The organism is Amycolatopsis sp. NPDC114504 (assembly GCF_055633595.1).
This window is the reverse complement of record NZ_JBVKDU010000001.1, coordinates 300,611-322,581: the sequence shown is the minus strand read 5'-3', so window position 1 is coordinate 322,581 and position 21,971 is coordinate 300,611. Positions and strand designations below refer to the sequence as shown.

Sequence of the window (21,971 nt, the reverse complement as noted above, 5' to 3'; positions counted from 1 at the left end):
CTGGCCGGTTCCTGGGAGGTTCTGGGAGAACCCTGGGAAATCCGCGGCCGGACGGGGTGCCGGCCGCGGCGTTCTCCGGAAATCGATCCCGCTCAGGCGTCCGCGGGGTGGATGACGATGTCGCCGAGGCGGGTGCGGGCGTGGACCTTGACCGGGTCCGCGGACTCGCCCGCGTGCTCCGGCAGGGAGTTGCGCACCGTTCCCTTCGTGCTGTCCGCGTCCACCGACGCGGTGGCGCCCGCGGCGATGCCGATCTCGATGCCGCCGGCGGCGTTCGTCAGGTCCGCCGGACCGCTCGTCAGGCGCCCGATGCGGATCGGGCAGCGCGCCGCCTCGGCGAAGACGCCGCCGTCGGCGCGGTCGATCGTGAAGCTCCCGCCGGAGCCGCTGAGGTCGACGTCGGAGCGGGCGTGGCCGACCCACACCTGCCCGCTCGAGCCCACGTACCGCAGCGGTCCGCCGACCTCGCCGAGCCGGACGCCCGCCGTGCCGCCGTCGAGTTCGGCGGTCCCGGCGACGTGCTCGACCGCGACGTGGCCGGCCGAGAGGCGGCCGCGCAGGGAGCCGACGTGGCCGAGCTCCAGCCGGCCCGACGCGACGTCCAGCTCGCAGGCGCCGAGCGGGCCGTCGGCGTGCACGTCGGTCCAGGCCGTCTCCAGGACCAGTGCCGACCCGGCCGGCAGCTCGATCGTGATGGCGACCGACCCGGTCCGGGCGCCCGGCTTGTTCGTCTTGACCGTGAGCTCGCCGCCGGCGAAGGCGACTTCGGTCTGCTCGGCCACCTTCACGTCCGACTCGCTCGCGCCGGTGACGGGTTCGACCCGCACCACGGTGTCCGGACGTTCGCTCGCGGTGATCCGGACGCGGGCGCCGGCGGTGGTGACCCGGGCGGTGATCGGCTCGGGCGTGGTGAAGACGGTCATCGTGGTTCCCCTTGCGGTGAGTGGCTTCCGGTGTTGAGACCACCTTCGCGGGGTGACCTGACACCGGGCTGACACCGGCCGGACACCCGCTCAGTCACGGGCGGCGCGGGCACGCAGGTGCGCCCGTTCGCCGTGCTGTCCGAAGAGGATGAGCAGCTCGACGGCCTTCCCGTCGGCACTGCCGAGCCAGTGGGGCAGCGTCGTGTCGAACTCCGCGGCCTCGCCGGTGGGCAGCACCAGATCGTGCTCGCCGAGGACCAGCCGCAGCCGGCCGTGCAGCACGTAGAGCCACTCGTGACCGTCGTGGGTCTGGTGGTCCGGTTCGAGCGGCTCGCCGCTCGGGATGATCATCTTGTACGCCTGCATGCCGCCCGGCCGCCGCGACAGCGGCACGAACGTCATGCCGTGGCGGTGCAACGGGGTGAGGTGGACACGCGGGTCGCCGGTGCGGGGCGCGCCGACGAGGTCGTCGAGCGGGACGCGGTAGGCGCGGGCCAGCGGCAGCAGCAGCTCCAGGCTGGCCCGCCGCTGCCCGCTTTCCAAGCGGGACAGCGTGCTTTCCGACACTCCGGTGGTGCCGGCGACCTCGGCCAGCGTCAGCCCGCGGGCACGGCGCAGGGCCCGCAGCCGCGGGCCGACGGCGTGCAGGACCTCTTCGAAGTCGTCGGTCACCCGGCCATCTTGCCGAAACCGCAAGAAACCGTGCCACCTCGGCACGGCCACGGCACGGTGGGCCCATGACCACCACCGAGTTCTGGGACGCCCACCACGCGACCCCGCGAGCCGATCCCGCCGCGAACGTCAGGCTCACCGAAGTCGTCGCCGACCTGGCGCCCGGCACGGCACTCGACCTGGGAAGCGGCGCCGGCGGCGACACGCTGTGGCTCGCCCGCCGCGGCTGGCGCGTGACCGCGGCCGACATCTCCGGCGTCGCGATCGCCCGCCTGGCCGCCCGGGCCCGCGACCTCGGGCTCGGCGACCGGGTCACCGCCGAGCGGCACGACCTGGCCGCGACGTTCCCCGCGGGCCGCTTCGACCTCGTCTCGGCGCACTACCTGCACACGCCCTTCGCCTTGCCACGCGCCGAGGTCCTGCGGCGAGCCGCGCGGGCCCTGACCCCGGGAGGACGGCTGCTGGTCGTCGACCACGGGTCGGTCGCGCCGTGGTCCTGGAGCCAGGACGCGCGGTTCCCGTCCGCGGGCGAGGTGGCCCGATCGCTGGACCTCGACGCCGGCGAATGGACCGTCGAGCGCGCCGAAGCCCTGTCCCGCCGCGCCACCGGACCCGGCGGGCAGGCCGCCGACGTCGTCGACCACCTGCTGCTGATCCGGCGCGCCCGATGACCCGCCGGGACACCCCGCCGCCGCGGACCGGCCCCGGCGAGAAGGAGGTGCTGCGCGGGTTCCTCGACCAGCTGCGCGCCGCGGTGGCCGCCAAGGCCGAGGGAGTATCGGAACCGCGGGTGCGGACACCCGGCGTGCCGTCGGGCACGTCGCTGCTGGGCTTGGTGCGGCACTTGACCCACGTGGAGCGCTTCACGTTCCTCGGCGAGCGCACGGCCGACTGGCCCGGCACGTTCCGGCCGCGTCCCGAGGAGACGGCCGCCTCGCTCCTGGCCGGCTACCGCGCCGCCGTCGCGGAGGCCAACGCGGTCATCGACGCGTGCACCGACCTGACCAAGCCGGTGGCCCGCCCGGCCGGTTCGCCGCCGTCGATGCGCTGGGCTCTGGTCCACATGATCGAGGAGACCGGCCGCCACGCCGGGCACGCCGACATCCTGCGCGAGCTGATCGACGGCAGCACGGGCCGGTGACCGCCGGCCGCGGGACCGGGCCCGCCCGCGGTGCGGCGGGCCCGGCTTCCGTTCTAGCGGACCGCTTTGCCCGCCGCGAAGTACGCGTTCGACGGCGTCATGAACGACAGCACCACGCCGGTGGCCGCGGCGAGCACGCCGACGTAGGCGACGATCGTGCTCTGGCCGACCAGCAGGGAAATCAGCTGCAGGGCGGTGAGCACCGTGAGGACGATGCGCGCCCAGTTGCGGCCCGCGCGCAGTTTGAACGCGAACAGCAGGTACAGCGCGGCGATGATCACCGCGATCACGACCGCCGTGATCATCGCGAAGTTCACGGCCTGGTCGATCTGCGACTCGGTGAGGCCGGTACCGCTTGTTCTGTTCGAATTGCGCAGCGCGTCGGCGATCGCGTCGTGGTTTCCGAAGATCAGCAGGCCGCCGACGAGCCCGATGACGGTCGAGGCGATGAACGCCCAGAAAGCGCCTTCGACCGTGCTGGGCCGAGCGGGCGCGGCGGCCGGCTGGCCGGTGGCGGACGACTCGGGATAGTTCGGGTAATTCGGTGATTCGGTCATAGAGATCGAATAGCACGCTTCCGGGTCGTCCGCCGATTGAAGCGCCATTTCCGGCGTTCAACCGTGATCTCACTTACCGCGGCCGAGGGCCTCTCGCTTGACGAAACCGATCACCGCGGTCGCGACGAACAGGACCGCGCCGACGATGATCAGCCAGAAGAGCCCCTTGATGACGATGCCGAGGACGGCGAGGACGGCCCAGATCACCAGCAGCCCGACGAGAATACCCATGACAGCTCCCTCCGAGGACGTGCGCGGAGTGATACCCGGTCCGCCCGGCGGCTACACCTGCCCGGCGCCGCGACGCCGTCGCCAGTACGCCCAAGTGACGGCGGCGAGCAGCGGTGCCCAGAGCAGCAGCGGCAGGTAGCAGGCGACGAGCAGGACGTGCCAGCCCGCGCCGGCGAACGTCACGGCCCCGAGGCCGGGGAAGTCGCGGAAGGCGTACGCCCAGATCACCGCCAGCGCCACCGCGCCGGTGGCCGCCGGGACGATCGCCGCGAACGGTGCGACCCGGCGGCCGCCGAGCAGCGGGATCCACCGGGGGACGCGTTCGCCCCACGGCCGGACGAGGCCGAATGTCAGCAGGGCCAGTGCTTCGGACACCACGCTCAGGCCGACGATGTAGGCGGCTTCGCCGAACCCGATCGGGTGGTACGGCCGCAGTCCGAGGTCGGCGCCGGCGGCGAGGAAGAGCCGCCAGATCCCGGACGGCAGCGTGACCAGCGGCACGGCGTGGGCGGCGAGGACGGCCCACCGCGGCGGGCGGCGGCCGTCCCGGACGGCGGAGGAGCCGGTGAGCGGAGCGATCATGGGCCCGAGTCTGGCTCGGCGGGAGCGCCGGAACCTCCCGCCGAGGTATCAGCCGTCCCCTTCCGAAGGGGGAGTGCGGGCGCGCAGGGTCGCTTCCAGCTTGGCGAGCAGGCCGGTGAGTGTCGTGCGCTCGGCCCGTGTCAGCCCGTCGGTCAGGCCCGCCTCGTGGTCGAGCAGCCGGGGGACGGTCGCCTCGATCAGCGTGTGGCCGGTGTCGGTGAGCTTGACCGCGAGCTGCGGCGGCCTCTTCGTGAGCCGCATCGTGCTGGTCACCGGCGGCGAGTCCGGGCTCGGCAAGGCGGTCGCCGGGCGGTTCCGCGCGGCGGGGGACACCGTGGTCGTCACCGGCCGGACGCCGCACGTCAACGGCGGTGCCCACACGACCCGGTGACCCTCCACTGTGGACGGTCGTCAGGTGAGCCGGGCGGTGGACGGCGGTTTCGGGCGCGCTTCCCAGCCGAGGTGGGAAGAAACCCGCGCGGCGGCTTCCGCGGTGACGCGGCCCGCGTCGTCGAGGCGGTCGCCGAGGCGTCCGGCGGGCGCGGAGACGTTCAACGCCGCGACGACCCGGCCGCGGAAGTCCCGGATCGGGGCCGACACCCCGACGAGGCCCTCCTCGAACTCCTCGCGGACGCGGGCGTAGCCGTCCCGGCGGGCTTGCTGGATCTTCGCCCACAGCTCGGGCAGGGTGTGCACTTCGGACAGTGGGTGGTGCGTGTCCGGTGCGGGGAAACGGATGTAGAGATCGTCCGGGGAGGCGTCGAACAGCAGGACGCGCCCCGCCGACGTGCACTGGGCCGGGACGCCGCGGCCCTCCCAGCCGTGCACGCGGAAGGAGTGTCCGGACACCGACAGCAGCGTCAGCACCTCCTGGTCGCGCAAGACGCACAGATGGTTGGTCTCTTCGAGCTCGGCGGACAGGTCCCGCATCACCGGCTCGGCGGCCCGGATGAGGCGGTCCTCGACGGTCCGGGCGACGAGGGAGAACAACCGCCAGCCGAGCCGGTAGCCGAGCGTGTCGGGATCGCGCTCGACGATGCCCTCTTCGGCGAGCGCCTTGAGCGCCCGCGAGACCTGGCTCTTCTCCCGCCCGGTGAGCTGCGAGAGCCGCACGACGCCCAGCTCGCCGGCGCGCTGCGCCTCGGGGGAGGCGAGCGCTTCCAGCAGGTCGAGGTCGCGGCGGAGGCCGTGCCCCCGGTGCCGGGTGTCGTCCGCGAGTGCCATGCCGGAAAGTTAACAGCGGCGGTCCGGGACGGCCGCGGTTGGCGCCAGCGCAACCCGCGTTGCGATCTCCCGCCGTCCCTTGCCCGCGGTTTCCGGGCGCTCCTACCGTCGAACCCGCCGCACCCCACCGACCGGGAGCACCCCATGACCTTCGCGCCCACCGCGCTCATCGGCGAAGCCTTCGTCGGCGAGGGCGCCAACGCCGCCCACACGAACGTCGTCCTGGGCCGCCGGGGCGGGCCGGTGGAAGCCGCCTGGGCCACCGCTCTCGCCACGCCGAGCGCCGGCCACGTGCCGTTCGTGACCGTGCTGCGCCCCTCCGTCCCCGTGCGGCCGCCGACGCTGTTCGTCCCCAAGGCCGCCGCCGGCACGGACCTGCACCGGCGGGCCACCTGGGGTGCCGCGCAAGCCGGGCTCGCCCAGGGCGTCGTCGACGCCGTCGAGGCCGGTGACCTGCCTGCCGAGGAGACCGGCGACCTCCTGCTCATCGCCGCCATCTGGGTCGATCCCGGGGTGGCCGACCTCGACGAGGCCTTCGTCAACCAGCGCGAGGCCGCCGCCCGGGCGATCCGCGCCGCGGTCCGGGGCACCCCGTCGATCGCCGACGTGCTCGAAGCCGCGCGCCGAGGCGCCGCCAACACCTTCTACACACCCGCACCCGAAATGGTGACCCGATGAAGATCACCGCCATCACCCTCGACCGGCTGCGGCTCGAGCTGGACCCGCCGCTGCACGCCGCGTGGGACCCCGATCCGCGCCGCCACTTCGACGCCACGATCGTGCGCGTCCACACCGACGATGGCGTCACCGGCATCGGCTCCGGCGACACCATGGCCGGCTTCGAGGCCGTCGAGCACCTGTTCCTCGGCGAGGACCCGCTCGACATCGTCCGGCACGTCAAGGCCATCGAGACGGCCAACTTCCACGGCGGCCGCTTCTGGCCCCTCGAAGCCGCCCTCTGGGACATTATCGGCCAGGTCGCGGGCCTGCCCGTGGCGACGCTGTTCGGCAACGCCGCCCGCTCGCTGCCCGCGTACGCGTCTTCGGCCGAGCTGAAGGCACCCGAAGAGCGCGTCGAGACGGCCCTGCGCGCCCGGGAGGCCGGGTTCCGCGCGATGAAGATCCGCATCGACCGCGACCACGTGAACGACGGCGTCGCCACCGTGGCCGCCGTCCGCGACGCGCTCGGCCCGAACTTCGAGATCATGGTGGACCTCAACCAGTCCTGGCGGATGGCGGGCGACACGAGCACCGCGTCCGACCTGGCCAAGACCCGGAAGCTGGTGCGCCGGCTGGCCGAGCTGGACGTCTTCTGGGTCGAGGAACCCCTGCCCTACGCCGATCTCGACGGCTTCCGGACGCTCCGGGCGGAGAACCCGGGCGTGCGGATCGCGGCGGGGGAGATGCACCACTCGATGCCAGAGCTGCTGCGCTACCTCGAAGAAGACGTCCTCGACGTCTACCAGACCGACGTCGTGCTCGCCGTCGGCCTGCACCGCGCGCGCACGCTGGCCGAGCTCGCGCAGCTCAAGCACCGCGCGTTCACCCCGCACAGCTGGACCAACGGCATCGGCGTGCTGGCGAACCTGCACGTCGCGGCCGGTGTCGGCGGCGGGCCGTACTTCGAGTTCCCCTGGGACCCGCCCGGCTGGACGCCCGAACGCCGCGACTTCATGCTGGCCGAACCCGTGATGATCACCCCGGCCGGCGAGCTGGAGGTCCCGCGGCGACCCGGCCTGGGCGTCGAACTGGACGAGGAGGCGGTGGACCGGTGGCGGATCTGACCCACCAGGACTGGCTGGCGGCGGCCGGACGGCTGACGCCCGAGACCCGGCCGTTCATCGGCGGCGAGCACGTCGAGTCCACTTCGGACGAAACGTTCCCGAGCGTGTCCCCGCGCGACGGCCGCGAGATCGCCCGCATCCCCGCGGGCAGCGCGGCCGACGTCGACCGCGCGGTGCGCGCCGCCCGGGAGTCCTTCGAGGACGGCCGCTGGCGCGACCTGCCGCCCCGCGACCGCAAGCGGATCCTGCTGCGCTGGGCCGACCTCATCGCGGCGCACACGCCGGAGCTGGCCCTGCTCGACACCCTGGAGATGGGCAAGCCGATCAGCGAGTCGCAGCGCGTCGACGTCGCCAAGACCGCCGAGACGATCGCCTGGTACGCCGAGACGATCGACAAGACCTACGACGAGGTCGCGCCCGCTCCCGGCACCGCGCTCGCGTGGATCACGCGCGAGCCGCTCGGGGTGATCGGCGCGGTCGTGCCGTGGAACTACGCCCTGCTCATCGCGTCCTGGAAGCTCGGCCCGGCCCTGGCCACCGGCAACTCCGTGGTGCTCAAGCCGGCCGAGCAGACGTCGCTGGCGACGCTGCTGCTGGCGCGGCTGGCTACCGAAGCCGGCCTGCCGGACGGCGTGCTCAACGTCGTGCCGGGCCGCGGCGAGGTCGTCGGCCAGGCCCTCGGGCGGCACCCGGACGTCGACAAGATCGCCTTCACCGGCTCGCCCGAGGTCGCGCGGCTGTTCCAGGTCTACGCGGGGGAGTCCAACGGCAAGCAGGTCGCGGTGGAGGCCGGCGGCAAGTCGCCGCAGCTGGTCCTGCCCGACGCCGACCTCTCCGCCGCGGCGTCGGCGGTCGCGTGGGGCATCTTCTACAACGCCGGCCAGACGTGCAACGCGGGCTCGCGGCTGATCGTGCCGGCCGGGCTGAAGGACGAACTGCTCGGTGAGATCGTCAAGATCACCGAGGAGACGTTCCGGCCCGGCGACCCGCTCGACCCGGCGACGGTCCTCGGTCCGCTCGTCGACGACGTCCAGCTCGACCGGGTCCTCGGCTACCTCGACACGGCCCGGGCCGAAGGCGGGAAGGTCGTGCACGGCGGCGGGCACGACGGCCTGACCATGGAACCGACCATTGTGGACGGTGTGCGGCCCGGCACGACCATCGAGCGCGAGGAGGTCTTCGGCCCGGTGCTGGCGGTGCTCACCTACGACGGCTCGCCCGCCGAAGGCCTCCGCCTCGCCAACGGCACCGACTACGGCCTGGTCGCGTCGGTCTGGACCCGCGACGTCACGACCGCCCACCGCGTCGCGCGGCGGCTGCGCGCCGGCACGGTGTGGATCAACACCTTCGACGCGAGCGACGTGATCACCCCGTTCGGCGGCTTCAAGGCGACCGGCGCGGGTCGCGACAAGTCGCTGCACGCCATTGACGCCTACACCGCACTGAAGACCACCTGGCTCGACCTCCCGGAGACTTAGGATGAAGATCGGTTTCATCGGCCTGGGCAACATGGGCCGCCCCATGGCCCGCCACCTGATCCTGGCCGGCCACGACGTCACGGTCCACGACGTCCGCTCCGAAGCGGCGCTGGAGCACCTCGGCCTGGGCGCCCGCTGGGTCGACGACCCGGCCACCTGCGCCGGCGGCGTGGACGTGCTCGTCACGATGCTCCCCACCCCGCGCGTCGTCGAGGACGTCCTGCTGCGCGGTGGCGCGGCCGCGGCCCTGCCGCCGGGCGCGCTCTGGATCGACATGTCCACCTCGACCCCCGCCGCGGCCCGCCGAGTCGCCGAAGAGGTCCTCGACGCCCGCGGCGTCCGGCGGCTCGACGCGCCGGTCAGCGGCATGGCGCGCGGTGCCGAAGCCGGCACACTGCAGATCTTCGTCGGCGGCGACGGCGGCGACTTCCGCGAAGCGCTGCCGCTGCTGGAAGTGCTCGGCGATCCCGAGAAAATCCTGCACGTCGGTGCGGCCGGGCACGGCTACACCGTCAAGCTGATGATCAACCTGCTGTGGTTCTGCCACGTCGTCGCCACGTCCGAGGTCCTCGCGATGGGCGTCAAGGCCGGGGTCGACCTCGGCGTGCTGCGCTCGGCTCTGCTGGCGAGCCCGGCCGCGTCGCACTTCCTCGAGCACGACGTGCTGTCGGTCCTGGTGGACGGCGACTACGACGACTCGTTCGCGATGGTGCTGGCGTGCAAGGACCTCGGGCTCGCGGTCGACCTCGCCCGTGACGCCGGGGTGCCGGCCGAGCTCTCCGCGCTGGTCGAGCAGATCTTCCGCCGCGCGAAGGCGGTGCACGGCGACCTCGCCGGCGAGATGAGCCCCGTCCGGTTGTACGAAACGTGGGCGGGCCGGGACTTCCGCCTGCCCTTCCCCGCCGTCCCGGCCGTCTGAAGGAGACCGCATGCGCCTGTCCGTGGAACCGACCGGCCGCACCGAATACGGCCCCGGCGTCGTGACCGAGCTGCCCGGCTTCGTCGAATCCCTGGGCCACACCCGGGTTTTCGTGGTCACCGACCGCGGCCTGCCGGCCACCGGGATCGTCGGGCGCGTCGAGAAGATCCTGGCCGCGGCCGGGATCGAGCACGCCGTCCACGAGGACGTCGGCCCGAACCCGTCGACGGCGGAGCTCGACCGCGGGGCCGCCGCGTTGCGCGCGTTCGGCGTCGCGGCGGTGCTCGCGCTCGGCGGCGGATCGGCACTGGACGCGGCGAAGGGCGTTTCCTTGCTGGCCGGCAATCCGGGCGCGGCCGCCGCGGACGCGGACCGGCTGTGGGACGCCGGCGACGGCCTGCCCCTGATCGCGGTGCCCACCACGGCCGGCACCGGCGCCGAGACCAACGGCTTCGGCGTCACCGAGGACCGGTGCGCCCGCCGGAAAGTCTACATCGGACACTCGTCGGTGAAGCCGCGGATCGCCGTCCTGGACCCGGAACTGACGCTGGGCCTGCCCGCTCGCGTCACCGCAGCCACCGGTCTGGACGCCTTGGTGCACGGCATCGAGTCCTTGGCTTCGCGCGGGTCGACACCGTTCTCCGCGGCCTACGCGACGCAGGCGGTGAGCCTGGTCGGGCGCTGGCTCCCGGTGGCCTACCGCGACGGCGCCGACCTGGAGGCGCGGTCCGGGCTGATGCTCGGCGCGCACCTGGCCGGGCACGCGCTGACGTTGTCCGGGCTCGGGCTGGTCCACGGGATCGGGCACGCGCTGACCGCGCACACGGGCACTCCGCACGGCGTCGCGCTCGCCGCGGTGCTGGAGGAGGTGATGGCGTTCAGCGCGCCGGCCGCGGCCACGGCGTACGAGACGACGGCCCGCGCGCTGAGCCTGTCGCCGGGTGCGGCGATCGAGGCGGTCCGGGAGATCTCGGGCGCGATCGAGATCAAGCGCCCGCTGCGCGACCTCGGCGTGACCCGCGACGATATCCCGGCGATCGCGGCGGACGCGGTGGCCGACGCGGTCACGAAGAACGCGCCGCGGCTGCCGTCGGAGGCCGAGGTGGCCGAGCTGCTGCGCTCGGTGTACTGACGGTCAGAACCCGCGGAAGACGCCGTCCGCGCCGGTCGAGTGGGTGAAGTCCGCCCAGTCCATGTTGGCCAGGTTGATGTTGTTCTCCACACTCCACAGCTCGGCGGGCACCACCCGGAACGGCTCGAGGTCGCGGTCGTCGCCGTCCCGGCGCGGGAGCACCCAGACGGCGAGAATGGGGCGCTCGGCGTCGGTGAGGGTGGTCTCGTCGGCGAGGAACGAGACGATCGGCCCGTTCGGTTGCTCTGCGCACAACGCTTCCGCGCTCAGGCCTTCGAACGCCCGGTCGTCCACCGGCGTGACGTTGGCCATGAACCCGTCTTCGCTGGGCGTCCGGACCTCCTCGGCCAGTGCGGCCCAGGCGGCGTCGTCGCCGAACCAGGTGCGGACGAGGACCGGGATAGCCGGGAGCGCGGTCATGGGCCCGAGGTTACGCGGCGAGATCGGCCGCCACGGCCAGCACGTGGGGCGCCAGCGCGTCCGCGATCACCCCGTACCCGGCCGACGACGGGTGGAACCGGTCCGCCGAGAACAGTGTGGGATCCGCGGTGAACCGGGCGCCGAGCTCGGGACCGGGAGCCGCGACCGAGCCGCCCGCGCGGATGACCGCGTCGGCCTGGGCCTGCGCGTACTGGCCGCTCGCCGCCGAGACCAGCTGCCGGTAGGCCTCCGGGACCCACGAGACGATCCCCAGGTCGGGTGCCGGGACCACGATGACCCGCGCGCCGGCGCGGACCAGCCGGGCCACGGCGTCGTGCACCTGGCCGGCCGCGACCGCCGGGGGGACGAACCGGGCGAGGTCGTTCGCGCCGATCACGATCAGCGCCAGGTCGACGCCGGTGCGGAGCGCGACGCCGACCTGGCGTTCCAGATCATCGGAGCGGGCTCTCGGCACCCCGAAGCCGTGCAGGTCCACGGTGTGGCCCGCCGCGCGCAGCCGCCGGGCGAGGCGCTGCCCGAGCGTGTCCTCGGCACGTGCGCTGCCGACGCCGGCCGCCAAGGAGTCGCCGAGGACGCAGAATCGGAGAATGCTCATCGCCCGGTACAACGTCCGAACCGCGTCGTTGTTTCCCGGGGTGGGTGCGCTTGACTAGGACCGTGGTCGTGCGGGTGCTGCTCGGGCTGGTGCTGGTCGTCGTCCTGGTCCTGGCGCTGGTCTGGATCTTCCAGCGGCGCCTGATCTACCAGCCGGACACCTCGCCCGTGCCCGCCGCCGGTGTCGTGCTGCCCGGCGCCGAGGAGGTCCGGCTCCGCACCGCCGACGGGCTGGAGCTGGGCGCGTGGTTCGTCCGGCCCGCTCAGGCGGCCAAGGCGACCGTCCTGGTGGCGGGTGGCAACGGCGGCAACCGCGCAGGCCGGGCGCCACTGGCCGCGAAGCTCGCGCAGGCGGGTCTCGCGGTGCTGCTGTTCGACTACCGGGGTTACGGCGGCAATCCCGGGTCTCCCGACGAAATCGGCCTGGCCCTCGACGTCCGCGCGGCCCACCGCTTCCTCGTCGAGGAGCAGCGCGTACCGCCGGAGCGGCTGCTCTTCTTCGGCGAAAGCCTCGGCTGCGCGGTGGTCGCCGAACTCGCCCTCGAGCACCCGCCCGCCGGGCTGCTCCTGCGGTCGCCGTTCACGGATCTCGCGTCGGTCGGCGCCGACGTCTACCCGTTCCTGCCGGTGCGGTTGCTGCTGCGCGACCGGTTCCCGGTCCGCGACGAGGTCGCCCGCCTGCGCGTCCCGACGGTCGTGGTCCTGGGCGGCCGGGACTCGCTCGTCCCGCCGGCGCAGAGCCGGGAGGTGGCCGCGGCGGCGTCGGCGCGGCTGGTCGAGGTCCCGGGCGCCGACCACAACGACCCGGTGCTGCTCGAAGGACCCGACGTCGTCGATGCCGTGCTGTCACTCGTGCCGCGGTGACCCGCCGGCCGTCACCCAGGTCGCGACCTGGGCGCGGTTGGTGAAGCCGAGCTTGGTGAGGATGTGCTGCACGTGGCTTTCCGCCGTCCGCTCGGAGATGTGCAGCAGGGCGGCGATCTGCTTGTTCGTCAGCCCGTCGGCCACGTGCGTGGCGACCTCGCGTTCACGGCGGGTCAGCGGGCCCGGCGTGTCCCCGCGCAGCGCGGCCGCCAGCGCACCGGCCTCCTGGCGGAGGGGAGCCATCCCGAGCCGATCGGCCGTGGCCGACACGGACGCGATGAGCGCGAGGGCTTCGTCGACGTCTCCCGGACGCGCGCGCCGCGCCAGCACCTTGGCCAGCCCGAAGCGGGCCAGCGCGGCGTAAGGCGGCGTGCCGGCCTCGTCGTCGGCCGCGGCGGCGAGCTTGAACTCGCGGACCGCTTCGTCGAACCGGCCGGCGGACGCGGCCGCGAGCCCGAGGAAGTGCCGGACCGAGCCGGCGACGAGGACCGAGCCCGCGCCGCCGGTGACGAACAGCCCGGCGTGCGGACGCAGCAGTGCCGCCGCCCGCTCGACCGCTTCCGGCGGCCCGAACTCCGCGCCCAGCTCGACGGCGACGGCGGCCACGGGCAGCGTCGCGGGCACCGGCGTCCGCTCGGGCACGCGGGCCCGGCGGTAGAGCTCGCCCGCCCGCTCCCGCTCGCCGGCGTGCAGCAGCCACGCGGCGTGCATCAGGCCGACGAACGGCGGGGCGTTCTCGGCGAAGATCCGTTCCATCTCGGGCGTCACCAGGCTGGTCCGGCCGGTGAGCCCGGCGATGGCGGCCAGCACGGTGATCGGCACGCCCTGCAACGACATGTGCGCCCGGTCGGCGACGAGCGCGAAGCTCTGCCGGAGCGCTTCGACGGCGTCGTCGAACTGCCCGCGCGCGATGGCGAGCGTGGCGGAACTGCGCAGGTGGTGCCACCGGGCGAGGGGCCGCCGGAGGCGTTCGGCGAGCAGCCGCAGCGCGCCCAGCTCTTGCTCCGCCTCTCCGAACCGGCCGAGCATGAGCAGCGCGTCGAACCGCCACAACCGGCCCCACAGCACGCCATCGGCGTCGTCGCCCGCTTCGCCGAGGGCGATCATGCGGTGGGCGAGGGCGAGCCGTTCGTGCACGCCCTCGGGCCCGGACCGCACCATCTGCCGGGCGCGCAAGGCCGAGCGGAGCACGTCCGGGTCGCCGAGCCGCTCGGCGATCGCCAGCGCCTCGGCGGACGCCGTTTCGGCTTCGGCACCCCCGAGGAACCCGGCTTCGCCCGCCTGCAGGGCGAGCAGCCGGGCGCGCAGCGGATCGTCCCCGGCCGGGAGCCCGGCGAGTGCTTCCCGCGCGATCTTGGCGCCGTTGAAGCTGCCCCACGGGTCCGACAGGCCTTCCATGGCCAACGCCGTCTCGCCCAGCACGGCCGGGTCATCGGCTTCCCGGGCTGCGTCGGCGGCGGTTTCGAGGACCCGGGATCCGCGCTCGATCTCGCCGCCGCGCAGGAGGGCGATCCCTTCCCGGAGGCGCAGCCGCGCGCGGTCGGCGGGGGAGGCGGGCGCCGCGTCGAGCGCACACCGGTAGAGCTCGGCCGCGCGTTCCCAGGCGAGCTGCGCCAGCGCCTGGTCGCCCGCCCGCTCGGCCCACAGCGCGGCGCTTCCCACGTCGCCGACCGGCAGCGACTCCAGCCAGTGGTGCGCGATCTCCGACGTCCGCGACGGGTCCCGCCGCTCGAGCCACGCCGCCATCCGGGCGTGCGCGGTGAGCCGCGCCGCCGTCGGCAGCCCGGCCGCCGCGGACTCCCGGATCAGGTCGTGCTTGAAGCAGTGCGGGGTCACGATGCCGGCTTCCGCGGCCTCGTCGAGGTCGGTGAGGACGTCGGCCGCGGGCCGGCCGGTGACGTCGGCGAGCGCGGCCGGGTCGACGTCGCGGCCGAGCACGGCCGCGGTCGCGACGAGCTCCCGGCACGGCTCGCCCAGCCGGGCCAGCCGCGCCCGGACGGTGTCCACGACGCCGTCCGGCAGGGCGTCCCCGGCGGTGCCGGCCAGCCGGGCCAGCTCGGTCACGAAGAACGGGTTGCCGCCGGACCGGCGGCTGACCAGCGTCGCGATCTCGGGGGAGACACCGCCGAGCTGCTCGACGACCTCGGCCTCGGTCAGCCCGGCCAGCCGGATCCGGGTCAGGACCGGCTCGCGGGCCAGCGCCGCCAGGGCCGCGGTGAGGGCCGCCCGGCCGGTCGCCTCGGTGTCGCGGTAGGTCACCACGAGCAGGACCGGCGCCCGGTCGAGGTCACGGGCCAGGTGGACGAGCAGGGCGAGCGACGCCGCGTCGGCCCACTGCACGTCGTCGAGCACCGCGAGCAGGCCGTGCGGTGCGGCGGCTTCGCGGAGGCTGTCGGCGAAGGCCTCGAACGCGGTGAACCGCGCCTCCGCCGAGCCACCGGTGTCCCCGGTGGGGAACGGCCGGTCCAGCGAACGGGCCAGCTGCCGGAAGACCCAGTAGGGCGGACTGCCTTCGTCGTCGCTCGCGCGTCCCCAGCCGACCGGGACGCCCGCCCGCTCGGCGTCCCGGGTCAGCTCGCGGGCCAGGCTGGTCTTGCCGATGCCCGGCTCGCCGACGACCAGCACGAGCCGGCCGCGCCCGGCCCGCGCCTCCTCGAGGCGGGCGCGCAGCAGGTCCAGCTCGCCGGTCCGGCCGACGAAGCCCAGCTCCATGAGCGGCAACGATACGGCTCCGGGGCCGCTTCAGCGTGGTTCGCCGGGCCAGCGGAACTTCGGTCCGGCCGGCCAGATCGGGGCGGGGAACCACGAGGCCCGCGCCAGACCGGCGACGAGGAACTTCAGGAACTTCTTCATGCGATCCACGTCCCTCGCGCGCACACGGCGCGGACCCGGAGCAGCGCCCGCGGGTCGGCCAGCGGATCGCCGTCGACGGCCAGCAGGTCGGCGTCGAACCCGGGCGCGACGCGGCCCTTGCGGTGCGCGAGCCCGCAGACGCCCGCCGCGACGGAGGTGATCGCCCGCAGCGTGTCGGCCGGCGACAGGCCGACCTGGCGCAGCATCAGCGGCGCCCACGGCAGCACGCCGTGCGGCTTCACCGGCGCGATCCCGGCGTCGGTGCCGGCGACCATCCGCGCGCCGAGCTCGACGAGCCGCCGGTAGTTCGCGACGACCCCGGGCATGCGCCGGGCGAGCTCCTCGGGCGGAGCGAGGCCTTCGACCGGCACCATGCCGACCGTCGCGCCGACGGCCACGCCCCGGTCCACGACGGCGCGCAGGAGCTCCTCGGGGTGGTCGACGCCGGTGGCGGACCAGAAGCTCACGTGCTCCATGCCGTCCACGCCGGCGGCGAGGGCGTCGGCGATGGCCGAGGTGCCGTGCGCGTGCGCGGTGACGGGCAGCCCGTGCCGGTGCGCCTCGTCGACGGCGGCACGCAGGACGTCCCGGTCGAACTGCGCGCACTCCTGGCGCGTGCCCGGCGTCATCGTCCCGCCGCTGGCCATGATCTTGACGACGTCGGTCCCGCGCTCGACGTGTTCGCGCACCGCCGCCCGCACCCCGGCCTCGCTCGCGTCCGCGACCCCGCCGAGGAAGTGGCAGTGCCCGCCGGGACTGGTGATCGGCGGCCCGGCGGCGACGAGCGTCGGCTGGTCAGCGCGGTCCTTGAGGGCGAGGGAGAGGTAGCCGCGGTCACCGAGGTCCCGCACGGTGGTGACCCCGGCCCGCAGCGACGCCCGCCCGGCTTCGGCCATCGCGGCCAGCGCCTGCGCGTCATCACGAGCGGCGAGCCGGGCGACCGGGTCGACACTGGCGTCGAACGCGAGGTGGACGTGCGTGTCGACCAGCCCGGGCAGCAACGTCGCCCCACCGAGGTCGACGACGTCGGCCCCGTCGGGTGCGGTCCCACCGGACTCGACACCGAGGATCGTGGCGCCATCGAGCACCACCAGCGGCTCGGCGACCAGCGCCGACCCCGCACCATCGAACAACCGAGCCGCGCGGACGGCGGTGAGCCTGCGCCGCTCGGTCACCTGAAGCTGTTTCGTCATGCGGGCCACGATCATCCGATCCGGGGCCGCGCACGTCGGGGCAAGTACGGAGCCGGGGTACGGAGATCCGCGGCCCTGCCGGGCACGCGCCCGAACCAGCGGACGCCGGCCGCGATCCGCACGAGCTGCAGGTGGTGCCGGCCGACTGCGAGCAGTTCGCCGACCGCGGCGGGCTGGGGCCCCTGGGCGAGGCCTTGCACGGAGGCGGCCGCGGCACGGCGAGCGGCCGGTCGTCGACGCGTGCGGGGCCGCCGCGGTGCGACCCGGTGCGCCCCAGGCGCCTTCCGGTGACCTAGAGGGTGGTCCACCCGGTGACGACGACCTGCCCGCCGGCGCTCCGGAAGAAGAACCGGAACGTGCCGGCTGGTTTCGGGGAGACCACGAACCAGCCGTCGTCGTCGACCGGCACCGTCGTGGGCCGGCCCTCGCGGGGGCGGATCTCCAGCTCGCCGGCCCGTGGGGGTGCGATCTGGCCGTGCAGCGCGTCGGGGTCGACTTCGATCCCGATCGTCGTCTCCCGGCCGGCGAAGGTCATCGAGCGCAGGGACAGCGGCTCCGCGCGGGAGCCCGCGGGTTCGGGGGTGGTCGCGGAGTCGTGGGTCAGCATCGCCAGTTCCGCGTCGAGCGTGTGCCACTCGAACGCCGCTCTCGCCGTGTCGAGGAACCAGCCCGGGACGTCCTCGGCCTCCCGCAGCGCCGCGCCCAGTTCGGCCAGCAGGTCCTCGTCGCTCTGCCCGTGCTCCGTCATGCCGTTCACGCTTCCGGGGATTCTGCGAACGGGGCCATGGGCGCGCTGTGGCGGAGCGCGTCGAGACACCGCTTCCGGGTGGGACCGATTCCGCCGATCCGGATGTCGAGCCGTTCCGACACCTCGGTGTAGGACGACGGCGGATCGGCGAACAGCAGGGCGAGCAACCGCCGGCACCGTTCGGGCAGCCCGGCGAACGCTTGCCGGAGGGCGATGTTCCGTTCCTGCCTCAGCAGTTCCGCATCGGCCTCCGGCGTCTTTTCGTCGGGAATCCGGTCGTACTCGCCGACGAGGATCTGCTGTCCGTGGCCGCGCAGGACGCGCAGGCACTCCCGGGCGGTGACCGTGGCCAGCCAGCCGGGCAGCGCCGCCGGATCGCGGAGGTTTCCCAAGCCTTCGACGAGGCGGAGCCAGACGTTGGCGCCGGCCTCCTCGGCGTCCGCGCGGGACAGCCGGTGCCGCCGGCACACCGACCACACCAGCGGCGCGTACCGGTCGACCAGCGCGTCCCACGCGCGCTGGTCGCCGTCCCGCGCCCGCTTCACGAGCGCGACCACCTCGGGATCGTCCCGCATCGCGATGTCCTTCAGGCCGGCCGGTAGAACGTCGCGAGCTTCCCGTCGACGGCGCTCTGCAACGCCTTGGCGGGATCGGGGTCGCTCGCCAGTGCCTTCGCGATCAGCCCGCTGACCCGGGCCGCCGCGAACGACGTCCCGCTGATGCTCGCGTAACCGGCGAAGTCGACGGGGCCGCGGGACATCCGGACGGTGCCCTCGAGGTAGAGCCCGGGCACGTCGACGCCGTCCGCCGTCACGTCGACCCAGTCACGGTCCATGCTGAACGAAGCGTCCGTGGCGCCGACCGCCACCACCTCCGTCATCGCGGCCGGCCAGATCGCCAGCGGCGGGTTCCGCAGGTACCCCCGGTTGCCGGCCGCCGCGACGATCACGAGCTTTTCGTTGCCCCGCTTGACCGCGTCGATCGCGCGCCGCAGGGCGAGCGGCGCCTGCGCGTCCGCGGTCGTCGTCCCGAACGAGAGGTTCAGCACGTCGATCCGCTCGTCCTGGAAGTCGGCGATCTTCTTCGCGGTTTCCCACACCGTGTTCCGCCCGGTGCCGCCGTCGAGGCCGGCCTTGACGATGATGTGCGCGTCCGGGGCGAACTGGTGGACGACGCCGGTCACGAAGGTCGAATGGCCTTGCCAGGCGCCGTAGGTCCCGTCGGCGGCCGGGGTGGATTCGACGTCGGTTTCGACGAGCTCCTTCGTGAAGAACGGGTGCATGTACAACGGGGTGTCCACGACGCCGACGCGGATGTCGCCCTGCACGTTCTCGGCCGCGGCGAGCCGTGGCGGTGCCGCCAGCGGCCGCGGGTCGCCGTAGCTCTTGTGCTGCGGGTACCCGATGAACGTGTCCCGGTTCTTGCCCAGCATCGGGACGCTTCCGGTGGTGGCCCCGAACCAGGTCCGGAGGTCGTAGAGGAGAACGTCCAGGTCGGTGAAATCACGCTCGTTCCGGCGCTCGAGCACTTCGATCTCGTTCCGGTATTCGCGCCGGGCTTCCTCCGCGTAACCCGGCAGGTTCTCGAGATCCTTGATCAGCGCGAGCTGGAGCCGATCGTCGACCTCGGGTTTCGAGCCATTCTTCCGGACTCCGAGTGCTTTCAGTCGGTTTCTCACCGTCGCCAGGCTTTTGATGTCGACGATCAGTTCACTCTGTTCCGCCATGATCCGCCCTCTCCGCAGCGTGGGATGCTCATATCCGACGGAGCAGCCCGCGGCCCGTTTGATTCCAGCATCGGAAAAACAGTTCCGGGTACCGCCAAGGAGGGGCATGCTTTCAGGCATGGAACCGATGGCCGTGCGGGACCAGGCGCTGGCGGCGCTGCGCCACGCCGACGCCGACGCGGGTCGTGCGACCCCGTTCGCCGAACGCGCGGTCCGCCGGGCCACCGCCGAGCACGACGACGCCGCGGCCTCGATCGCCGAACGGGCCTGGGGCCGGGCGGTCCTGCAGTGCGGGGACGTCGAGAGCGCGATTCGGCACCTGCGGCGGTCGATCGTCCTGGCCGACCGGGCCGGGGCCGCGGACCTGGCGGGCGAGACCCGGATCCCGCTGGCGGCCGCGCTGGTGCAGCGGGGCCGGGCCGAGGCGGCGCTGAGCGAGATCGACACCGCGGTCGGCCAGCTTGAGGGCGGCGGCCGCGCGCGGGCCCGGGCGCAGCGCGCGGACCTGCTGCACCAGATCGGCCGGCTCGCCGCGGCGCAGGCGGAGTACGACGTCGCGATCCCGTCGCTGCGCCGCGCCGGGGACGATCTCAACCTGCAGCGCGCGCTGGTGAACCGCGGCATCTTCGACACCGAGCGGCACGCGTTCGCGGCCGCCGAGGAGCACCTCCGCGAGGCCGACGGCCTGGCCAGGAAGCTGGGCCGCGGCTTGGCGGTCGGCATCATCGCCGAGAACCTCGGCTTCCTGGAAACCCTGCGCGGGGACGTGCCCGCGGCGCTGGCCCACCTCGGCCGCGCGGAGCGCATCATCGGCGAGCTCGGCGGGCAGCTGGGGCCGGTGTACTCCGACCAGGCGGAGCTGCTGCTGTCGGTCGGCGCCCGGGTCGAAGCGGCGGACGCGGCCCGCCGGGCGGTGCTCGCGTTCGAACGCGAGCGCCGCCTGCTGCTCGTGCCGGGAGCGCGGCTCCTGCTGGCGCAGGCCGCGTACCTGGGCGAGGACTGGCCGACGGCGCTCGAGCAGGCCCGGCGGGCCTACCGGGAGTTCACCCGGCAGGACCGGCGCGAGTGGGCCGAGCTGGCGCGGCTGGTCGTGCTCAAGGTCCAGCTGGCCTCCGCCGGCCGGCCGCGGGTGCCCGCACACCGGGTCGTGACCATGGTCGAGGTCCTGACGTCCGCCGGCTGGCCGGCCGCGGCGCTGGAAGCCCACCTCGTCGCCGCCCGGCTCCCGGCCGGCCGGCGCGACCCCGTCCGCGGCGACGCCCACCTGCGTGCGGCGGGTGCGGCCACCCGCGGCGGACCGGCGGCCCTGCGCGCTCGCGCGTGGTACGCCCGGGCGGTACTCGCGTGGCACCACGGTGACGGCCCCGCCGCCACCCGCGCGGTCCGGGCCGGCCTGGGCATCCTCGACGAGCACGCCGCCTCGCTCGGCGCGACCGACCTGCGGGCGCGGTCGGCCGCGCACCGGACGGAGCTGAGCGAGCTGGGCCTGCGCGTCGCACTGCGGTCCGGCCGGCCGGGGCAGGTCTTCGAGTGGGCGGAACGCGGCCGGGCGAACCGGCTGGCCACCCGCCCGCTGCGGCCGCCCGAGGATCCGGAGCTCGTCGCGCTGCTCGCGGAGCTGCGGGCCACCCTGCGCGAGGTCGGCGCCCCGGGCGGGATGACGCCGAGGACGAGTGCCCGCCAGGCCGCGCTCGAACGGCGGATCCGTGAGCGCGCCCGGCTCACACCCGGCGTCGCGGACCGCCACCGGGTCCGTCCCGTCAAGCCGTCGGAGCTCGACCTCGGCGACGCCGCGCTGGTGGAGTTCGTGCAGCTCAACGGCTCGTTGCACGCGCTGACCCTGGTCGGCGGCCGGCTGCGGCTGCGGTTCCTCGGCGCGAACGACCGGGTCGCCGGGCTGGTCGCCAGGGTGACGTTCGCCCTGCGCCGGCTGGCCGGCCGCGCCGATCCCGCGCCGGCCCGGGCGGCCGCGCTCGGCCTGCTGGACCACGCCGGCGACGAGCTCGACCGCGTCCTGCTGCGGGCGCTGCCCGAGCTCGGGGACCGCCGGCTGATCCTGGTGCCGACCGGCGCGCTGCACAGCGTGCCGTGGTCGGCGCTGCCCTCGTGCTCGGGGCGTCCGGTGACGGTGTCGCCGTCGGCGACGTTGTGGCGGTCGGCGGCCCGGCACCGCGCCACGGAGCTGGGCACGGTCAGCGTCGCGGCGGGGCCGGGGCTGGCCGGCGCGTACGAAGAGGCGCACGCCGTGGCCGCACTGCACCGGACGACGCCGCTCGTCGGCGAGGCGGCGACCGTGGAGGCGGTCCTGAAGGCGGTCGAGAACTCCGACGTGCTGCACCTCGCCGCCCACGGCCGGCTCGCGGTCGACCAGCCCCTGCTGTCCGACCTGCGGCTCCACGACGGGCCCCTGGTCGTGCACGACCTCGAGCGGCTGGACCGCGCGGCGCGGACCGTGGTGCTGGCCTCGTGCGACAGCGGGCGGTCGGTCGTGTGCACCGGCGACGAGCTCCTCGGGCTCAGCGCGACTTTCGCGGCCCTCGGCACGGCGCAGCTCATCGCTTCGGTGGTGCCGGTGCCCGACGCGGAGACGATGCCGCTGATGACCGCGTTCCACGCCCGGCTCGTGGCCGGCCTGGCCCCGGCGGTCGCCCTCGCCGAAGCGCAGGAGTCGTTGCGGGGCAACGGGATCGGCTCCTTGGTCGCGGCCGTGGGATTCAGCTGTTTCGGCGCGGGTCACTGATCGGCGATCATCTGCTCCGATCGCATGAATTCGCCCGGCCGGCCGAAAGAATGTGTAACGAGGCGAGGAGACGGACGACTAGCGGCGGGAGTGGCCCGGAACTATTTCCGAATACGGCCGGGTCCGGCGCTTTTCGGGGCCGGCCGGTGAACGATTCTCTTCGAGGTGA

The 21,971-nt window shown here is 74.2% G+C and carries 24 protein-coding genes; 10 read left to right on the top strand and 14 right to left on the bottom strand.

Going from position 1 to position 21,971, the window contains the following annotated elements; all coding sequences use genetic code 11:
- Window positions 1-92: 92 nt before the first annotated feature.
- Together ACZ7PG_RS01580 and ACZ7PG_RS01575 are read right to left on the bottom strand one after the other, a co-directional pair.
- Window positions 93-923 carry a DUF4097 family beta strand repeat-containing protein gene (locus tag ACZ7PG_RS01580; protein ID WP_470237140.1) on the bottom strand — a complete coding sequence of 277 codons (831 nt, stop codon included), beginning with the start codon at window positions 921-923 and terminating at the stop codon, window positions 93-95.
- Between the two features lie 90 nt (window positions 924-1,013).
- A complete protein-coding gene (locus tag ACZ7PG_RS01575; RefSeq protein ID WP_470237139.1) occupies window positions 1,014-1,595 on the bottom strand; it encodes a helix-turn-helix domain-containing protein in 582 nt (193 codons plus the stop codon).
- 65 nt (window positions 1,596-1,660) lie between these two features.
- On the opposite strand from ACZ7PG_RS01575, the gene ACZ7PG_RS01570 reads away from it, so the two are divergent.
- Together ACZ7PG_RS01570 and ACZ7PG_RS01565 are read left to right on the top strand one after the other, a co-directional pair.
- Window positions 1,661-2,266, top strand: coding sequence for an SAM-dependent methyltransferase (locus ACZ7PG_RS01570; RefSeq protein ID WP_470237138.1), 606 nt, complete (start codon window positions 1,661-1,663; stop codon window positions 2,264-2,266).
- Entirely contained in the window at window positions 2,263-2,736 is a 474-nt protein-coding gene (locus tag ACZ7PG_RS01565) for a DinB family protein (RefSeq protein WP_470237137.1), read from the top strand. Before ACZ7PG_RS01570 ends, ACZ7PG_RS01565 begins: the two co-directional genes overlap by 4 nt.
- Window positions 2,737-2,789: 53 nt before the next feature.
- Here the strand turns inward: ACZ7PG_RS01565 and ACZ7PG_RS01560 are convergent, their stop codons facing one another.
- From ACZ7PG_RS01560 to ACZ7PG_RS01545, 4 genes are all read right to left on the bottom strand, one after another.
- Complete coding sequence (locus tag ACZ7PG_RS01560) at window positions 2,790-3,293, bottom strand: hypothetical protein (protein ID WP_470237136.1); 504 nt, start codon at window positions 3,291-3,293, stop codon at window positions 2,790-2,792.
- Between the two features lie 69 nt (window positions 3,294-3,362).
- Window positions 3,363-3,524 (bottom strand): hypothetical protein, encoded by a 162-nt coding sequence (locus tag ACZ7PG_RS01555; RefSeq protein WP_470237135.1) that lies wholly within the window; start codon window positions 3,522-3,524, stop codon window positions 3,363-3,365.
- Between the two features lie 51 nt (window positions 3,525-3,575).
- A complete protein-coding gene (locus ACZ7PG_RS01550) occupies window positions 3,576-4,106 on the bottom strand; it encodes a hypothetical protein (protein ID WP_470237134.1) in 531 nt (176 codons plus the stop codon).
- A 48-nt stretch (window positions 4,107-4,154) separates the two neighbouring features.
- Window positions 4,155-4,367, bottom strand: coding sequence for a hypothetical protein (locus ACZ7PG_RS01545; protein ID WP_470237133.1), 213 nt, complete (start codon window positions 4,365-4,367; stop codon window positions 4,155-4,157).
- On the opposite strand from ACZ7PG_RS01545, the gene ACZ7PG_RS01540 reads away from it, so the two are divergent.
- Window positions 4,357-4,497 carry a hypothetical protein gene (locus tag ACZ7PG_RS01540; protein WP_470237132.1) on the top strand — a complete coding sequence of 47 codons (141 nt, stop codon included), beginning with the start codon at window positions 4,357-4,359 and terminating at the stop codon, window positions 4,495-4,497. The two genes, ACZ7PG_RS01545 and ACZ7PG_RS01540, sit on opposite strands and share 11 nt — an antisense overlap.
- A 20-nt stretch (window positions 4,498-4,517) precedes the next feature.
- Here ACZ7PG_RS01540 and ACZ7PG_RS01535 read toward each other — a convergent pair whose 3' ends face one another.
- A complete protein-coding gene (locus ACZ7PG_RS01535; protein WP_470237131.1) occupies window positions 4,518-5,330 on the bottom strand; it encodes an IclR family transcriptional regulator in 813 nt (270 codons plus the stop codon).
- Between the two features lie 144 nt (window positions 5,331-5,474).
- On the opposite strand from ACZ7PG_RS01535, the gene fae reads away from it, so the two are divergent.
- Genes fae through ACZ7PG_RS01510 form a run of 5 tightly spaced genes read left to right on the top strand, consistent with a single transcriptional unit; the run spans window position 5,475 to window position 10,643 of the window.
- Complete coding sequence (fae, locus tag ACZ7PG_RS01530; RefSeq protein ID WP_470237130.1) at window positions 5,475-6,008, top strand: formaldehyde-activating enzyme; 534 nt, start codon at window positions 5,475-5,477, stop codon at window positions 6,006-6,008.
- Window positions 6,005-7,114, top strand: coding sequence for a mandelate racemase/muconate lactonizing enzyme family protein (locus ACZ7PG_RS01525; protein WP_470237129.1), 1,110 nt, complete (start codon window positions 6,005-6,007; stop codon window positions 7,112-7,114). The genes fae and ACZ7PG_RS01525 overlap by 4 nt, the downstream gene beginning before the upstream one ends.
- Window positions 7,102-8,592 (top strand): aldehyde dehydrogenase family protein, encoded by a 1,491-nt coding sequence (locus ACZ7PG_RS01520; RefSeq protein WP_470237128.1) that lies wholly within the window; start codon window positions 7,102-7,104, stop codon window positions 8,590-8,592. The genes ACZ7PG_RS01525 and ACZ7PG_RS01520 overlap by 13 nt, the downstream gene beginning before the upstream one ends.
- A 1-nt stretch (window position 8,593) precedes the next feature.
- Window positions 8,594-9,511 (top strand): NAD(P)-dependent oxidoreductase, encoded by a 918-nt coding sequence (locus ACZ7PG_RS01515; RefSeq protein ID WP_470237127.1) that lies wholly within the window; start codon window positions 8,594-8,596, stop codon window positions 9,509-9,511.
- 10 nt (window positions 9,512-9,521) lie between these two features.
- Window positions 9,522-10,643, top strand: a complete 1,122-nt coding sequence (locus tag ACZ7PG_RS01510) for an iron-containing alcohol dehydrogenase family protein (protein ID WP_470237126.1) — start codon at window positions 9,522-9,524, stop codon at window positions 10,641-10,643.
- A gap of 3 nt (window positions 10,644-10,646) precedes the next feature.
- Here ACZ7PG_RS01510 and ACZ7PG_RS01505 read toward each other — a convergent pair whose 3' ends face one another.
- Both ACZ7PG_RS01505 and ACZ7PG_RS01500 read right to left on the bottom strand, forming a co-directional pair.
- The gene (locus tag ACZ7PG_RS01505) at window positions 10,647-11,063 is read right to left on the bottom strand and encodes a DUF6924 domain-containing protein (RefSeq protein WP_470237125.1); all 417 of its coding nucleotides are present in this window, start codon (window positions 11,061-11,063) and stop codon (window positions 10,647-10,649) included.
- A 10-nt stretch (window positions 11,064-11,073) separates the two neighbouring features.
- Complete coding sequence (locus ACZ7PG_RS01500) at window positions 11,074-11,679, bottom strand: SGNH/GDSL hydrolase family protein (protein WP_470237124.1); 606 nt, start codon at window positions 11,677-11,679, stop codon at window positions 11,074-11,076.
- A 50-nt stretch (window positions 11,680-11,729) separates the two neighbouring features.
- On the opposite strand from ACZ7PG_RS01500, the gene ACZ7PG_RS01495 reads away from it, so the two are divergent.
- The gene (locus ACZ7PG_RS01495; RefSeq protein ID WP_470237123.1) at window positions 11,730-12,542 is read left to right on the top strand and encodes an alpha/beta hydrolase; all 813 of its coding nucleotides are present in this window, start codon (window positions 11,730-11,732) and stop codon (window positions 12,540-12,542) included.
- Here the strand turns inward: ACZ7PG_RS01495 and ACZ7PG_RS01490 are convergent.
- The 5 genes from ACZ7PG_RS01490 to ACZ7PG_RS01470 form a co-directional block, all read right to left on the bottom strand.
- Window positions 12,525-15,254: an ATP-binding protein gene (locus ACZ7PG_RS01490; RefSeq protein ID WP_470237122.1), complete on the bottom strand. Its 2,730-nt coding sequence runs from the start codon at window positions 15,252-15,254 to the stop codon at window positions 12,525-12,527. The genes ACZ7PG_RS01495 and ACZ7PG_RS01490 overlap by 18 nt on opposite strands.
- Before the next feature lie 137 nt (window positions 15,255-15,391).
- The gene (locus ACZ7PG_RS01485) at window positions 15,392-16,588 is read right to left on the bottom strand and encodes a metal-dependent hydrolase family protein (protein WP_470237121.1); all 1,197 of its coding nucleotides are present in this window, start codon (window positions 16,586-16,588) and stop codon (window positions 15,392-15,394) included.
- Window positions 16,589-16,880: 292 nt separating this feature from the next.
- The gene (locus ACZ7PG_RS01480) at window positions 16,881-17,336 is read right to left on the bottom strand and encodes a hypothetical protein (RefSeq protein WP_470237120.1); all 456 of its coding nucleotides are present in this window, start codon (window positions 17,334-17,336) and stop codon (window positions 16,881-16,883) included.
- A 5-nt stretch (window positions 17,337-17,341) separates the two neighbouring features.
- On the bottom strand, window positions 17,342-17,911 hold the full coding sequence (locus ACZ7PG_RS01475; RefSeq protein WP_470237119.1) for an RNA polymerase sigma factor: 570 nt from the start codon (window positions 17,909-17,911) through the stop codon (window positions 17,342-17,344).
- An 11-nt stretch (window positions 17,912-17,922) separates the two neighbouring features.
- Window positions 17,923-19,014, bottom strand: a complete 1,092-nt coding sequence (locus tag ACZ7PG_RS01470) for a S8 family peptidase (protein WP_470237118.1) — start codon at window positions 19,012-19,014, stop codon at window positions 17,923-17,925.
- Window positions 19,015-19,180: 166 nt separating this feature from the next.
- Between ACZ7PG_RS01470 and ACZ7PG_RS01465 the strand changes: the two genes are divergently transcribed.
- Window positions 19,181-21,802: a CHAT domain-containing protein gene (locus ACZ7PG_RS01465; RefSeq protein ID WP_470237117.1), complete on the top strand. Its 2,622-nt coding sequence runs from the start codon at window positions 19,181-19,183 to the stop codon at window positions 21,800-21,802.
- The last annotated feature ends 169 nt before the right edge of the window (window positions 21,803-21,971 follow it).